The organism is Streptomyces sp. NPDC050546 (assembly GCF_044457425.1).
GTDB lineage: Bacteria > Actinomycetota > Actinomycetes > Streptomycetales > Streptomycetaceae > Streptomyces.
The window spans coordinates 88,580-102,153 of the sequence record NZ_JBITGX010000012.1 but is presented as its reverse complement, the minus strand read 5'-3'; the positions used below and the strand labels follow the sequence as shown (position 1 = coordinate 102,153).

At 70.2% G+C, this 13,574-nt stretch carries 15 protein-coding genes; 10 read left to right on the top strand and 5 right to left on the bottom strand.

What is annotated here, in order from left to right:
• The first annotated feature begins 70 nt into the window (after positions 1-70).
• The 6 genes from ACIBK5_RS28285 to ACIBK5_RS28260 all read left to right on the top strand — a co-directional run bounded on the left by ACIBK5_RS28285 (position 71) and on the right by ACIBK5_RS28260 (position 5,257).
• A complete protein-coding gene (locus ACIBK5_RS28285; RefSeq protein WP_229845541.1) occupies positions 71-277 on the top strand; it encodes a hypothetical protein in 207 nt (68 codons plus the stop codon).
• Positions 274-489 carry a hypothetical protein gene (locus ACIBK5_RS28280; protein ID WP_189723394.1) on the top strand — a complete coding sequence of 72 codons (216 nt, stop codon included), beginning with the start codon at positions 274-276 and terminating at the stop codon, positions 487-489. The genes ACIBK5_RS28285 and ACIBK5_RS28280 overlap by 4 nt, the downstream gene beginning before the upstream one ends.
• Positions 490-551: 62 nt before the next feature.
• The gene (gene recO, locus ACIBK5_RS28275) at positions 552-1,298 is read left to right on the top strand and encodes a DNA repair protein RecO (protein WP_189723392.1); all 747 of its coding nucleotides are present in this window, start codon (positions 552-554) and stop codon (positions 1,296-1,298) included.
• Positions 1,299-1,337: 39 nt separating this feature from the next.
• The gene (locus tag ACIBK5_RS28270; RefSeq protein ID WP_391097412.1) at positions 1,338-2,168 is read left to right on the top strand and encodes an isoprenyl transferase; all 831 of its coding nucleotides are present in this window, start codon (positions 1,338-1,340) and stop codon (positions 2,166-2,168) included.
• A gap of 158 nt (positions 2,169-2,326) precedes the next feature.
• On the top strand, positions 2,327-3,727 hold the full coding sequence (locus ACIBK5_RS28265; protein WP_399023727.1) for an MFS transporter: 1,401 nt from the start codon (positions 2,327-2,329) through the stop codon (positions 3,725-3,727).
• Between the two features lie 156 nt (positions 3,728-3,883).
• Entirely contained in the window at positions 3,884-5,257 is a 1,374-nt protein-coding gene (locus ACIBK5_RS28260; protein WP_399023725.1) for a histidine-type phosphatase, read from the top strand.
• Between the two features lie 90 nt (positions 5,258-5,347).
• Here the strand turns inward: ACIBK5_RS28260 and ACIBK5_RS28255 are convergent, their stop codons facing one another.
• Genes ACIBK5_RS28255 through ACIBK5_RS28240 form a run of 4 tightly spaced genes read right to left on the bottom strand, consistent with a single transcriptional unit; the run spans position 5,348 to position 8,463 of the window.
• On the bottom strand, positions 5,348-5,764 hold the full coding sequence (locus ACIBK5_RS28255; RefSeq protein WP_399023723.1) for a Fur family transcriptional regulator: 417 nt from the start codon (positions 5,762-5,764) through the stop codon (positions 5,348-5,350).
• Between the two features lie 58 nt (positions 5,765-5,822).
• Positions 5,823-6,725: a metal ABC transporter permease gene (locus tag ACIBK5_RS28250; RefSeq protein ID WP_399023720.1), complete on the bottom strand. Its 903-nt coding sequence runs from the start codon at positions 6,723-6,725 to the stop codon at positions 5,823-5,825.
• Entirely contained in the window at positions 6,725-7,492 is a 768-nt protein-coding gene (locus tag ACIBK5_RS28245) for a metal ABC transporter ATP-binding protein (RefSeq protein ID WP_399023718.1), read from the bottom strand. Before ACIBK5_RS28245 ends, ACIBK5_RS28250 begins: the two co-directional genes overlap by 1 nt.
• Before the next feature lie 20 nt (positions 7,493-7,512).
• Positions 7,513-8,463 carry a metal ABC transporter substrate-binding protein gene (locus tag ACIBK5_RS28240; RefSeq protein ID WP_399023716.1) on the bottom strand — a complete coding sequence of 317 codons (951 nt, stop codon included), beginning with the start codon at positions 8,461-8,463 and terminating at the stop codon, positions 7,513-7,515.
• Between the two features lie 192 nt (positions 8,464-8,655).
• Between ACIBK5_RS28240 and ACIBK5_RS28235 the strand changes: the two genes are divergently transcribed.
• The 4 genes from ACIBK5_RS28235 to ACIBK5_RS28220 all read left to right on the top strand — a co-directional run bounded on the left by ACIBK5_RS28235 (position 8,656) and on the right by ACIBK5_RS28220 (position 12,522).
• Positions 8,656-10,038 carry a glycine--tRNA ligase gene (locus ACIBK5_RS28235; RefSeq protein ID WP_399023714.1) on the top strand — a complete coding sequence of 461 codons (1,383 nt, stop codon included), beginning with the start codon at positions 8,656-8,658 and terminating at the stop codon, positions 10,036-10,038.
• A gap of 137 nt (positions 10,039-10,175) precedes the next feature.
• A complete protein-coding gene (locus ACIBK5_RS28230) occupies positions 10,176-10,811 on the top strand; it encodes a LysE family translocator (protein WP_399023712.1) in 636 nt (211 codons plus the stop codon).
• Between the two features lie 78 nt (positions 10,812-10,889).
• Positions 10,890-11,906 (top strand): aldo/keto reductase, encoded by a 1,017-nt coding sequence (locus ACIBK5_RS28225; protein ID WP_399023710.1) that lies wholly within the window; start codon positions 10,890-10,892, stop codon positions 11,904-11,906.
• Between the two features lie 25 nt (positions 11,907-11,931).
• Positions 11,932-12,522, top strand: coding sequence for a TetR family transcriptional regulator (locus tag ACIBK5_RS28220; RefSeq protein WP_399023708.1), 591 nt, complete (start codon positions 11,932-11,934; stop codon positions 12,520-12,522).
• A gap of 45 nt (positions 12,523-12,567) precedes the next feature.
• Here the strand turns inward: ACIBK5_RS28220 and ACIBK5_RS28215 are convergent, their stop codons facing one another.
• Entirely contained in the window at positions 12,568-13,560 is a 993-nt protein-coding gene (locus ACIBK5_RS28215; protein WP_399023707.1) for a YncE family protein, read from the bottom strand.
• Positions 13,561-13,574 lie beyond the last annotated feature (14 nt).

Sequence of the window (13,574 nt, the reverse complement as noted above, 5' to 3'; positions counted from 1 at the left end):
TCCCGAGTGTAGGCGCGGAGCGTCACCGTGGGGATGCGAAGAGTGAAACTGGAAATGGAAGGGGAGCACGGTGGAGGCACGACACTCGGCGCACTGCGTCGAAGAAGCGGAGGACGCGGTGAAAGAATTGCGGGCAGAACTCGCGAAGGCGGGAATTACCCTGCCGTCACTGGGCCTGGACCCGGTGAGTCTTGCGCGGGAAGCACCCTGTCCGCTCGTGGAATTGGGCCGGTGTTCCGTGGAGACCGCCCGGCGGCTCGCGGCGGTGCTGCGATGAAGCCCCCGGTCGGCGCGTATGTCGTGGACACCCGCAGCGGACGCATCGGCATCGTCATGGGGCATGAGGGGCCCTATGTGCAGCTGCGGCCGTACGGCGGCGGGAAGGAATGGGACGTGGACCCCGGCGCCGTCCGGCACGCCACCCCGGCCGAGCGGCTGAGCGCGGCGACGGCGTACGCCAACGCACGCAGCAGGGGTGAGGTCCCTTGACCCGGACGACCAGGGAGGCCCGGACGACCCGGGCGACCCGGTGACCCTGCGAGAATGACGCCATGAGTCTGTTCCGCGACGACGGCATCGTGCTGCGCACCCAGAAGCTGGGTGAGGCGGACCGGATCATCACGCTGCTCACGCGCGGTCACGGACGGGTACGGGCCGTGGCCCGGGGCGTGCGCCGGACGAAGTCGAAGTTCGGTGCGCGCCTCGAACCCTTCTCGCACGTCGACGTGCAGTTCTTCGCGAAGGGGAGCGAGCTGATCGGGCGTGGACTGCCGCTGTGCACGCAGAGTGAGACCATCGCGCCGTACGGCGGCGGGATCGTCAGTGACTACGCTCGGTACACCGCCGGGACGGTCATGCTGGAGACCGCCGAGCGGTTCACCGACCACGAGGGGGAGCCGGCCGTGCAGCAGTATCTGCTGCTCGTCGGCGGACTGCGGACCCTCGCCCGGGGCGAGCACGCTCCCCATCTCGTGCTCGACGCCTTCCTGCTGCGCTCCCTCGCCGTCAACGGCTACGCCCCGAGCTTCACGGACTGCGCGAAATGCGGGATGCCCGGGCCCAACCGGTTCTTCTCGGTCGCCTCGGGCGGCTCCGTCTGCGTGGACTGCCGGGTGCCCGGCAGCGTCGTACCCTCGCCCCAGGCCCTCGAACTCCTCGCCGCGCTGCTTACGGGAGACTGGGACACCGCGGACGCGTGCGAGGCGCGGTACGTCCGCGAGGGCAGCGGGCTGGTGTCCGCGTATCTGCACTGGCACATGGAGCGCGGGCTGCGTTCCCTGCGCTACGTCGAGAAGTAAGCAACACAGAAGCAAGCGAGCACGAGGAGCGAGAGACACATGGCCGTACGCGGGATCCTGGGGCGGCAGCGCCGGGAGTACAGGACGCCGGAGCCGCACCCGTCCGGCGCACGGCCGCCGAAGCTCGGAGAGCTCGTACCGAAGCATGTGGCGATCGTCATGGACGGCAACGGCCGCTGGGCCAAGGACCGGGGCCTGCCGCGTACCGAGGGCCACAAGGTCGGCGCCGAGCGGGTGCTGGACGTGCTCCAGGGCGCCATCGAGATGGGCGTGGGCGCCATCTCCCTGTACGCCTTCTCCACCGAGAACTGGAAGCGCTCGCCCGACGAGGTGCGCTTCCTGATGAACTTCAACCGGGACTTCATCCGCAAGACCCGCGACCAGCTCGACGAGCTGGGGATCCGGGTGCGCTGGGTGGGCCGGATGCCGAAGCTGTGGCGTTCCGTGGCCAAGGAGCTCCAGATCGCCCAGGAGCAGACCAAGGACAACGACAAGCTCACCCTGTACTTCTGCATGAACTACGGCGGGCGGGCCGAGATCGCCGACGCCGCGCAGGCGCTGGCCGAGGACGTGAAGAGCGGCAAGCTCGACCCGTCGAAGGTCAACGAGAAGACCTTCTCGAAGTACATGTACTACCCGGACATGCCGGACGTGGACCTGTTCCTGCGCCCGAGCGGTGAGCAGCGCACCTCCAACTACCTGATCTGGCAGAGCGCGTACGCCGAGATGGTGTTCCAGGACGTGCTGTGGCCGGACTTCGACCGGCGTGACCTGTGGCGGGCGTGCCTGGAGTTCGCCTCGCGCGACCGGCGGTTCGGCGGGGCCATCCCGAACGAGGAGCTGCTGGCCATGGAGGGCAAGCAGGAGTAGGGCTCCTCGCTTCAGATCCCACCGGCCCCGGCAGCCCCACCGGCCCTGGCAGCCCCACCGGCCCTGGCAGCCCCACCGGCCCTGGCAGTCCCACCGGCCCCCTGGGCCCGGCAGCCCCTGCGGTGGCAGCCGGGCCCCACCGGCGGTGTGCTGGTGGCATGGGTTCGACGGCCGTCAGCGCGCCCCAGCAGACCTCGAAGCGGGCCGGGGCCTTCGTCGCGGCCTCGCTCGCCCTGCTCTGCATCCAGCTGGACTTCTTCGCGCTCAACCTGGCCATCCCCGGCATCTCCGCCGAGCTGGACACGACGGTCTCGGCGGCCCAGTGGACGCTGTCCGCCTACATGCTCGCCATCGGCTGTCTCTTCATCGTCGGCGGACGGCTGGGCGATCTGCTCGGCCGCCGGCCGATCCTGCTGATCGGGACCGGCCTGTTCGCCGCCGCCTCCGTCGGCTGTGCTCTCGCGCCCACCCTGGGCGTCCTCGTCGTGTGCCGGGTGGTGCAGGGTGCCGGGGCGGCACTGATCTTTCCCGTGTCGGTCTCCGTCATCAGCAACGCCTTCCCCGAGGAGACCCGGGCCCGGGCGCTCGGCGCGATGTTCGGGATCGCCAACGTCGGCACCGCCCTCGGGCCGTTCGTGGGAGGTGGCTTCACCGACGGGCCCGGCTGGCGATGGATCTTCTGGCTGCTGGCGCCGCTCAGCGCCCTCTCCCTGCTGATCGCCCTGCGCTACGTCCCCGACTCCCGGGACGAGAGCGCTCCCCGCCAGATCGACCTGCCCGGCTGTCTGGCCGTGGTGACCAGCCTGGCCGCCCTGACCCTCGCCGTGGAGCGGGGCAGCGCCTGGGGCTGGGACCACGCGCGCACACTCGCCCTGCTGGGCGTCGCGGTGGTGGCCGGTGCGCTGTTCGTCCTGCGGGAGCGGACCTGCCGGCATCCGCTGGTCGACTTCCGGCTCTTCCGCAACATCCCCTTCGACCTCGTCACCGTGATGGGGTCGGTGGCCAACATGGGCTACGCCGTCACCGTGTTCCTCGCCACCCTGCAGTTGCAGCAGGTGCGGGGCCTGTCCGCGATCCTGTCCGGCACGGTGTTCCTCGCCCCGGCCGTGATGGTGGCCTGCGCCGGGCCCATCGGCGCCTGGCTCTCCACCCGGATGCGCCCCACCAGCGTCATGGCCCTGGCCGGGACCATCGCGGGCACCGGCATGATCGGGCTGAGCTGGGCCTGGTCCTGGTGGGTCTATCTGCCCGTCTTCACCTGGTGCGCGCTCGGCCTGGGCCTCGGCTGGACCTTCGCCAGCGTGGCCACCCAGCAGGTCGTCCCGCCCGCCCGCGCCGGCGAGGCCTCCGGTGTCGTCCTCACGGCCCTCGTCACCCTGGGTGCCATCGGCCTCGCGGCCGTAGCGGCGGCGATCACCTCCCTCACCCCCCAGACCGGCCCGGAGCGCGCCTACGACCTCCTCCTGCGTATCGGCGGCGTCGTCATCCTCGCCTCTTCCGCCCTGTCGCTGCTCGTCCGCCGCAGGCTCACCGCCCGAGGCCTCATGCCGTCCGCCTGAGGTTTTTTTGGCAAGGCCAGGACGGTCGGCCACGCCCCGGCCGCCACCGGGCCACGCGAAGTTCACGTACCGACTCGACGATGCGGCGGATCACCCGGTCTGCCGCATCAGTCGCTTCAGTCGCTTTGGTGCGGTCCCGAACGAAACGGCACCTCCATGAGACGTCTCACCCCCGCGCTGGCCCTCGGCCTCGCCACCCTGGTGGTGGCCCCGTCGGCCGCCCTGGCGACGGACCACCACACCGGCCATGACTCCGGCACCGTCCGCGACAGCTTCGGCACCAAGGCCTCCTACGCCCCGCAGCAGAACACCCACTCCTACCAGCGGCCCCCGGCCGGTTATACGGCCGTCTTCACCGAGAACGTCTCCCGGCACGGCTCCCGCGCCGCCACCGACGGCGAGGACGGCGACCTGATCCTCGCCCTGTGGGACAAGGCACAGGCCGAGGGGCAGCTCACGCGTAAGGGGCGGGAGTTCGGGCCCCAGGTGCGGGCTCTGGAAGCCGAGATGGCCAAGGTCGGCTACGGCAGCCTCAGCGGCCGCGGCAAGCAGGAGATCGAGGGCACGGCCGTACGCATGGAGCAGCGGCTGCCGGGGCTGTTCCGGCAGATCGCCAAGGACGGCGACAAGATCGACGTCGTCAGCTCCGGGCAGGGGCGGGCCGTCGACAGCGGCAACCTGTTCGCGGCGGCGCTCGGGAACACCGACCCGGCGCTGAAGCCGCTGATCGGCCCGGCCCGCGCCGACGAGAACCTGCTGTACTTCCACAAGGCGGCCGGGGGCGCCGCCTACCGCGACTACATCGCGGGCGACCAGCGCCTCGCGGACACGCTCGACAAGCTCACCGACCAGCCGAAGACCCACCGGGCCGCCCGCAGCGTCCTGCGCGAGCTCTTCACCCCGGCTTTCGTCCAGCGGATCACCGACGGCGAGTTCGCCTCGATCGGCACCGAGGTGCAGGCCGCCCAGGCCGTCTACAACCTGTACGCCATCGCCCCGGCCATGAGCGCGGAGAGCCCCGGCGGCAAGGGCTGGGGCATGGAGCGGTACATCTCGCGCGGCGACGCCGCCTGGTTCGGATACCTCAGCGACGTCGAGGACTTCTACGAGAAGGGCCCCGGCTTCGCCGACAGCGACATCACGTACAAGATGGCGGACGTCCTCCTCGACGACTTCTTCAAGCAGGTCGAGGCCAAGCGCGCCGGCACCAGCGACCTGGGCGCCGAACTCCGCTTCACCCACGCCGAGGAGATCATCCCCCTCGCGGCACTGATGAAGCTCCCGGGCAGCACGCAGGGTGTCACGGCCGCGCACCCCTACACCTACGCCGACAACACCTGGCGCGGCGCCTCCGTCGCCCCCATGGCCTCCAACATCCAGTGGGACGTCTTCCACAAGGGCAACACCTATCTCGTCCGCATGCTCTACAACGAGAAGGAGGCGGCCTTCAAGGCGGGCTGCCACCCCATAGCCAAGGGCAGCAAGTTCTACGACCTCAAGGAACTGGAGCGCTGCTTCAATCGAACCTGAAGGTCACTGACCTCAGGGGCGCGGGGCTGTATCGATATGCGGCTCCGCCGCGTGGGCGCGAGCAACCACAACGCACCCGCACCCGACAACTCACCGGTCCGCAGCCGCACACTCCGCACAGGTTCCGAAAATCTCCACCGTGTGAGCCACGTTCACAAACCCGTGCTCCGAGGCAACGGCCTCCGCCCACTTCTCCACAGCCGGCCCTTCCACCTCAACAGCCTTGCCGCACCCCCGGCACACAAGGTGGTGGTGATGGTCATCCGTGGAGCAACGGCGGTACACGGACTCGCCGTCGGCGGTACGCAGGACATCGACCTCACCGGCGTCGGCGAGGGACTGGAGCGTGCGGTAGACCGTGGTGAGCCCGACCGAGTCGCCCTTGTGCTTGAGCATGTCGTGCAGGTCCTGCGCACTGCGGAACTCGTCGACCTCTTCCAGGGCCGCCGACACGGCGGCCCGCTGCCGGGTGGCGCGGCCCTTCACGGACGGTCCAGCGGTCGTCACCGTTGCCTCCTCACGTCTGCCTTGCCCGGGTCATTGTGCCAGCCCGGGGTGGGGGCGGTCAGACGCCGACTTCGTCGGCCGCCCCCCGGGTACCCGGAATCGCGCACTCGCCGGGGTCGTGCGCGGATTGCGCGGAAGCCCGGGCGCGGGCGCGGCGGCGGGCCAGCGGAGCCGCGAGCGCCGTCAGCACGATGAACGCGCCGATGGTCAGCAATACGATCGTCGCACCGGGCGGGACGTCCTGGTAGTACGAGGTGACCGTGCCGCCGATCGTCACGCTCACGCCGATGGCGACGGCGATCGCGAACGTGGCCGCGAAGCTGCGGCTGATCTGCTGGGCCGCCGCGACGGGCACCACCATCAGCGCGCTGACCAGCAGCAGACCGACCACGCGCATCGCCACCGTCACCGTGACGGCCGCGGTGATCGCCGTCAGCAGGTTCAGGGCACGCACCGGCAGGCCCGTGACCCGGGCGAACTCCTCGTCCTGGCTGACCGCGAACAGCTGCCGGCGCAGGCCGAGCGTGACCAGGACGACGAAGGCGGCCAGCACGCAGATCGCCGTGACGTCCGACTCGGACACCGTCGACAGGGAGCCGAACAGGTACGACGTCAGGTTGGCGTTGGAGCCCGTCGGCGCGAGGTTGATGAACATCACACCGCCCGCCATGCCGCCGTAGAACAGCATCGCGAGGGCGATGTCGCCGCGGGTCTTGCCGTACCAGCGGATCAGCTCCATGAGGACCGCGCCGAGGACGGAGACGAGGGTCGCCATCCACACCGGGGACCAGGTCAGCAGGAAGCCGAGGCCGACGCCGGTCATCGCCACGTGGCCGATGCCGTCGCCCATCAGGGCCTGGCGGCGCTGGACCAGGTAGATCCCGACCGCGGGGGCCGTGACGCCGACCAGGACGGCGGCGAGCAGGGCCCGCTGCATGAAGGCGTAGTCGAGGAAGTCCATCAGCTCAGCAGTCCCGTACGGATCGGTTCGACGCCCGCCGGTGCGTGCGGGTGTACGTGGTCGTGGCCGGGGAGGGCGTGCTGCCCGACCGCCTTCGGGGGCGGTCCGTCGTGCACCACGCAGCCGTCGCGCAGGACGACCGCCCGGTCGATGAGGGGCTCGAGCGGGCCCAGTTCGTGCAGCACGAGCAGCACGGTGGTGCCCTGGGCGACCTGCTTGGTGAGGGTGTGCGCGAGGACCTCCTGGCTGGCCAGGTCGACGCCGGCCATCGGCTCGTCCATGATCAGCAGCTCGGGCTCGGAGGCGAGGGCGCGGGCGATCAGGACCCGCTGGTGCTGGCCGCCCGAGAGGGCGTCGACGGAGTCCTTGGCCCGGTCCGCCATGCCGACCAGGTCCAGGGCGCGTCGTACGGCCTCGCGGTCGGCCTTGCGCAGCACGCCGAAGCGGGCCCGGGACAGGCGGCCCGAGGAGACCACCTCGGTCACCGTGGCGGGCACGCCGCCCGCGGCGGTGGTGCGCTGCGGGACGTAGCCCACGCGGTGCCAGTCGCGGAACCGCGCGCGGTCCGTGCCGAACAGCTCGATCTCGCCGGCGCCGGTCTGCACCTGGCCGATGATGCCGCGTACGGCCGTGGACTTGCCGGAGCCGTTCGCGCCGAGCAGCGCGACGACCTCGCCGCGTCGCACGGTGAGGTCGATGCCGCGCAGGACGGGGCGCGAGCCCAGTTCCGCGCGGACGCCGCGCAGGGATACGACGGGCTCGGTCATGCCGTCCTCCGATCGGTGAGTCACTTGGCTCCCAGAGCCGTCCGCAGGGCCTTGAGGTTGGCTTCCATGACCTGGAAGTAGTCGTCGCCCCGGGACTTGTCGGTGATGCCCTCAAGGGGGTCGAGGACGTCCGTCTTCAGGTTCGCGTCCCGGGCCAGGGTCTTCGCGGTCCGGTCGGAGACCAGCGTCTCGTAGAAGACGGTGGTGACGCCGTCGGCCTTGGCCTCCTGCTGGAGCTCCTTGACCCGGGCGGCGCTGGGCTCGCTCTCGGGGTCGACGCCGGAGATGGCCTCCTGGGTGAGGCCGTAGCGCTCGGCGAGGTAGCCGAAGGCGGCGTGGTTGGTGAAGAAGACCTTGGACTTGCTGTCCTTCAGGCCGTTCTCGAAGTCGCTGTTCAGGCCGTTCAGCTTCTTGACCAGGGCCTCGGTGTTCTTCTTGTAGTCGGCCGCGTGGTCCGGGTCGGCCTTCTCGAAGGCCTTGCCGACGCCCTGGGCGATCTCGGCGTACTTCACGGGGTCGAGCCAGACGTGCGGGTCGCGGCCGTGCTCCTCCTCCTCGGAGTGCGCTTCCTCGCCGTTCTCATGGGTGTGGCCGCCGGTCCCATGGTCCTCGAGGTGGGTCAGCGAGGCCGCGTCGATCTTCGTCTCGATGCCGGTCTGTGTCACGGCCTCGTCGACGGCGGGCTGGAGCCCCTTGAGGAAGAGCGCCGCGTCGGCCTCCTCGAGCTGGGCACGCTGCTGGGTGCTGATCTCCAGGTCGTGCGGCTCCTGGCCGGGCTCGGTCAGACTGGTGACGTTCGCGTGGTCGCCGCCTATCTGCTCGGCGAGGAACGCCATCGGGTAGAACGACGCGACGACGTCGAACTTCTCCGTGTTGCCCGTCGCCGCGCTGTCGCTGGAGCAGGCGGTCAGAGCGCCGAGGCCGAGAGAGGCGGCCGCGGCGGCGGGTATGAGGCGTCGTCGTACGTTCATGACACTCATTTTCAACAAATATGGAAACCGTTGTCAACAAACGTCCTGAACAGGCTTGAAACAGGGTCCGCGACCCTCTGGCGGCCGCTGAGGGGGGAGCGATTTGATTGGAGGGGCGTCCCCGCCGGTAACCTGAATCATTCGCTGGAAGCAACTCGCTTCGTCGCCCGTCGTCGTAATGAAGAGAGCACCGTGGCCGCCGACAAGATCGACACCATCGTCAGCCTGAGCAAGCGCCGTGGCTTCGTATTCCCCTGTAGTGAGATCTACGGCGGTCAGCGCGCCGCCTGGGACTACGGCCCGCTGGGTGTCGAGCTCAAGGAGAACCTCAAGCGCCAGTGGTGGCGCTACATGGTGACGTCGCGCGAGGACGTGGTCGGTATCGACTCGTCCGTCATCCTGGCCCCCGAGGTCTGGGTCGCCTCCGGCCATGTCGCCACGTTCACGGACCCCCTCACCGAGTGCACCTCCTGCCACAAGCGGTTCCGCGCGGACCACCTGGAGGAGGCCTACGAGGAGAAGAAGGGCCGCGCCCCGGAGAACGGGCTCGCCGACCTCAACTGCCCCAACTGCGGAAACAAGGGCACCTTCACCGAGCCCAAGCAGTTCTCCGGCCTGCTGTCGACCCACCTCGGCCCGACGCAGGACTCCGGCTCCGTCGCCTATCTGCGGCCCGAGACCGCGCAGGGCATCTTCACCAACTTCTCCCAGGTGCAGACCACTTCGCGCCGCAAGCCGCCGTTCGGCATCGCCCAGATGGGCAAGTCCTTCCGCAACGAGATCACGCCCGGCAACTTCATCTTCCGCACCCGCGAGTTCGAGCAGATGGAGATGGAGTTCTTCGTCAAGCCGGGCGAGGACGAGAAGTGGCAGGAGTACTGGATGGAGCAGCGCTGGAACTGGTACACCGGCCTCGGTATGCGCGAGGAGAACATGCGGTGGTTCGAGCACCCGAAGGAGAAGCTCTCCCACTACTCCAAGCGCACCGCCGACATCGAGTACCGGTTCTCCTTCGGCGGCAGTGAGTGGGGCGAGCTGGAGGGCGTCGCCAACCGCACCGACTACGACCTCGGTGCCCACTCCAAGGCCTCCGGCCAGGACCTCACCTACTTCGACCAGGAAGCCGGCGAGCGCTGGACGCCGTACGTCATCGAGCCCGCGGCCGGTGTCGGCCGCGCGATGCTGGCGTTCCTCCTGGACGCCTACGTCGAGGACGAGGCGCCCAACGCCAAGGGCAAGATGGAGAAGCGCACCGTGCTGCGCCTCGACCACCGCCTCGCGCCGGTGAAGGTCGCGGTGCTCCCGCTGTCCCGGAACCCGGAGCTCTCCCCGAAGGCCAAGGGCCTCGCCCAGGCGCTGCGCCAGAACTGGAACATCGACTTCGACGACGCCGGCGCCATCGGCCGCCGCTACCGCCGTCAGGACGAGATCGGTACGCCGTTCTGTGTGACCGTCGACTTCGACACGCTCGAGGACAACGCGGTCACCGTCCGCGAGCGTGACTCGATGAAGCAGGAGCGGGTGTCCCTCGACCAGATCGAGGGGTACCTGGCGGCCCGCCTGGTCGGCTGCTGACCGCCTTTCGCGTACACGACGGTGCCGGGTTCCTCTTCGGAGGGGCCCGGCACTTTCGCGTTCATGGGGGAGTGGTCCTCCAGCGGGGCGGCCGATTGGACCTGTGTACCGGGGCGGCGCCGCGCCAGGGTGGGCGCATGAGTATCGCGTTCCTGCTGACCACCCTGGTCGTCGTCGCCACGCCCGGCACCGGCGTCGTCTACACCCTCGCCGCCGCGCTCTCCCGAGGGCGCCGCGCGAGTGTCGTCGCGGCCGTCGGCTGCACGCTCGGGATCGTGCCGCATCTGCTGGCCACGGTCACCGGCGTCGCCGCGCTGTTGCACGCGAGCGCGACCGCCTTCGAGGTGCTGAAGTACGCCGGGGTCGCCTATCTGCTGTACATGGCGTGGGCGACCGTGCGGGACAAGGAGGCGCTCGTGGTGGAGGAGCGGGCGGCGGCGCCGGGGCCGGTGTCGCCGGGGCCGGTGTCGGCGCGGCGGGTGATCGTGCGAGGCGTGCTGATCAACATCCTCAATCCGAAGCTGACGATCTTCTTCTTCGCGTTCCTGCCGCAGTTCGTGAGCCCGGGGGAGCCGCACGCGGTGGTGCGGATGCTGGGGCTGGGCGGGGTGTTCATGCTGGCGACGTTCGTGGTGTTCGCGGTGTACGGGGTGCTGGCCGCGTCGGTGCGCAGTCATGTCATCGGGCGGCCGCGGGTGCTGGCGTGGCTGCGGCGGGGGTTCGCGGGGTCGTTCGTGGCGCTGGGGGCGAAGCTGGCGTTCACGGCGCGGTAGTCGTCGATGGAGAAGGCGCTGACATCTATGGACTGACAGATATTGAAATCTGTCAGCTGTTATGGCAGGGTGGATGGCATGACGATGCGAACCCGACCCCTCGGAACCACCGGCCCCCAGGTCTCCGCCCTCGGTCTCGGCTGCATGGGCATGTCCGCGCTGTACGGCGAGGCGGACCGGGCCGAATCCATCGCGACCCTCCACGCGGCGCTCGAAGCGGGCGTCACCCTGCTCGACACCGGCGACTTCTACGGCATGGGCCACAACGAACTGCTGATCGGCGAGGCCCTGCGCGCGGCCCCCGCGGCCCGGCGTGAACAGGCGCTGGTCAGCGTCAAGTTCGGCGCCCTGCGCGGCCCGGAGGAAAGCTGGCTGGGCTACGACGGCCGGCCCGCCGCCGTGAAGAACTTCGCCGCGTACTCCCTCCAGCGGCTCGGCGTCGACCACATCGACGTCTACCGCATCGCCCGCCTCGACCCGGACGTGCCGATCGAGGAGACGGTCGGCGCGATCGCGGAACTCGTCGAGAAGGGCTATGTGCGGCACATCGGCCTGAGCGAGGTCGGCGCCGAGACCATCCGCAGGGCCGCCGCCACCGCGCCGATCTCCGACCTCCAGATCGAGTACTCCCTCATATCGCGCGGCATCGAGGACGAGATCCTGCCCACCACGCGTGAGCTGGGCATCGGGATCACGGCATACGGGGTGCTTTCGCGGGGCCTGATATCGGGCCACTTCACCGCGGACCGGCAGCTCGGCGCGGGAGACTTCCGGACGATGTCGCCGCGGTTCCAGGGCGAGAACCTCCGGCACAACCTGGATCTGGTCGAGGCGCTGCGGAAGATCGCCGAGCAGAAGGGCACCAGCGTCGCGCAGATCGCCATCGCCTGGGTGCTCTCCCGCGGCTCAATCCACAAGACGGACATCGTGCCGCTGGTCGGCGCCCGCCGCCGCGACCGGCTCACGGAGGCGCTGGGCGCACTGGACGTGACACTGGACGCGGCCGACCTGGCCGCGATCGAGGAGGCCGTACCGGCCGGTGCCGCCGCCGGGGACCGCTACCCGGCGGCCCAGATGGCGCACCTCGAGAGCTGAACCGGGCTCCGGGTACGGTCAGGGCATGGCACCGACCAGCGAGACCCTGACCGCCGAGCGCATCCTCGAGGCCACCGAGGAGGTGCTGCGCCGCCACGGCCCGGCCAAGGCCACGGTCGTGGACGTCGCCCGGGCGCTCGGTGTCAGCCACGGCAGCGTCTACCGCCACTTCCGGACCAAGGCGGCCCTGCGCGAGGCGGTCACCAAGCGCTGGCTGGACCGCACGTCCGGGGAACTGTCCGGAATCGTCGCCGGCGGCAGCGCCCCGGAGGCCCGGCTGCGGGACTGGCTCGCCGCGCTGTTCGCCGCGAAGCGCCGCAAGGCGGGCGAGGACCCGGAGCTGTTCGCCACCTACATGGTCCTCACGGACGAGGCCGGCACGGCGGTGAACGAGCACATCACCGACCTGGAGTCCCAGCTGACCCGCATCATCCAGTCCGGCGTGGAGGACGGCGACTTCGCGGCCACCGACCCGGAGGCCTCGGCCCGCGCGGTCTTCCAGGCGACGGGGCGTTTCCACGACCCCTGCTACTCGCGGGAGTGGGAGGAGCCCGGAGTGGAGGGGGAGTTCGAGGCTCTGGTGGAGCTGGTGGTGCGGGGGCTGCGAGCCGCCTGATGCCGGAGGAAGCAGCCCCGTCGCCCTGCCCGCCCGGTGCGAACGTCAGGCGCCGGGCAGGAGTACGGATGAGTCCGGCTCCAGCCCGGCGGCGAAGTCGCCTACGACGGCGAAGCGTTCCAGGTCTACGACGGCGACCCGGTTCGTGCCCAGCTGGGACACGTAGGCCAGGGGCCTTGCGGGGTGCAGGGAGACGGCCGACGGGGTTCCGTCGAGCTGGAGGGACCGGATCGGGCGGAGATCGGTGGTGCTGAACACGGTGAGGGTGTTGGCGACGATGTCCGTCGCCAGCAGCCGCTCCTCGTCGAGGGTGTAGACCCGCAGCGGGTCTCCGCCTACCTTCCGGGTCCGCCGTACCCGCAGGCTGTGCGCGTCCAGGGCGACCAGGGAGGCGCTCTTGCGGGCCCCGACGAACAGTGTCTTCTCGTCCCGGCTGAGACAACTGCTCTCGGGCAGCCGGCCGGGCGTCGCGAGGAGCGGTGGGGCGGAGGCGTCGTGCGGGCGGACCAGGCTCACGGTGTGTGACAACAGGCCGGTGACATAGGCGCGTTCACCGTCACGACTGAGCGTGAACAGGTGCGTCTTCACGCCGTGGGCGGGAACCGCCCTGGTCGGGGCCTGGTCGGTGGTGGGGTCGTCGAAGCCGAGCAGGACCGCCTTCTCCTCGCTCAGCGCGTACAGCCGGTCGTGGCGGTCGATGCCCATGCCGTGAATCCGGTTGAACGGCCGGGTGTCGATGGTCCGTGCCAGGGCCCGCTCGGTGAGGTCGATGACGAACACCGCGGCGCCGCCCTCGCCGACGGTGGCGGACATGCGCACGCCGTAGTGGCCGACGTAGGCGAAGCGGCGGCGCGAGTCGACGACCATCTCGTGCGGGTAGTCGGGCAGCGGGACGGAGTTGAGCCGCCGCCCCGACGCCGTGTCGTAGAAGCCGACCGCGTGGCCGCTCTTCTCCACGACGGCCAGGACGTCAGCGGCCTCAGTGGCCTCAGTGGCCTCAGCGGCTCGGGGGGCACCCAGGGTCGCGGGTGTGCTCACCCCGCCGGCTAAGG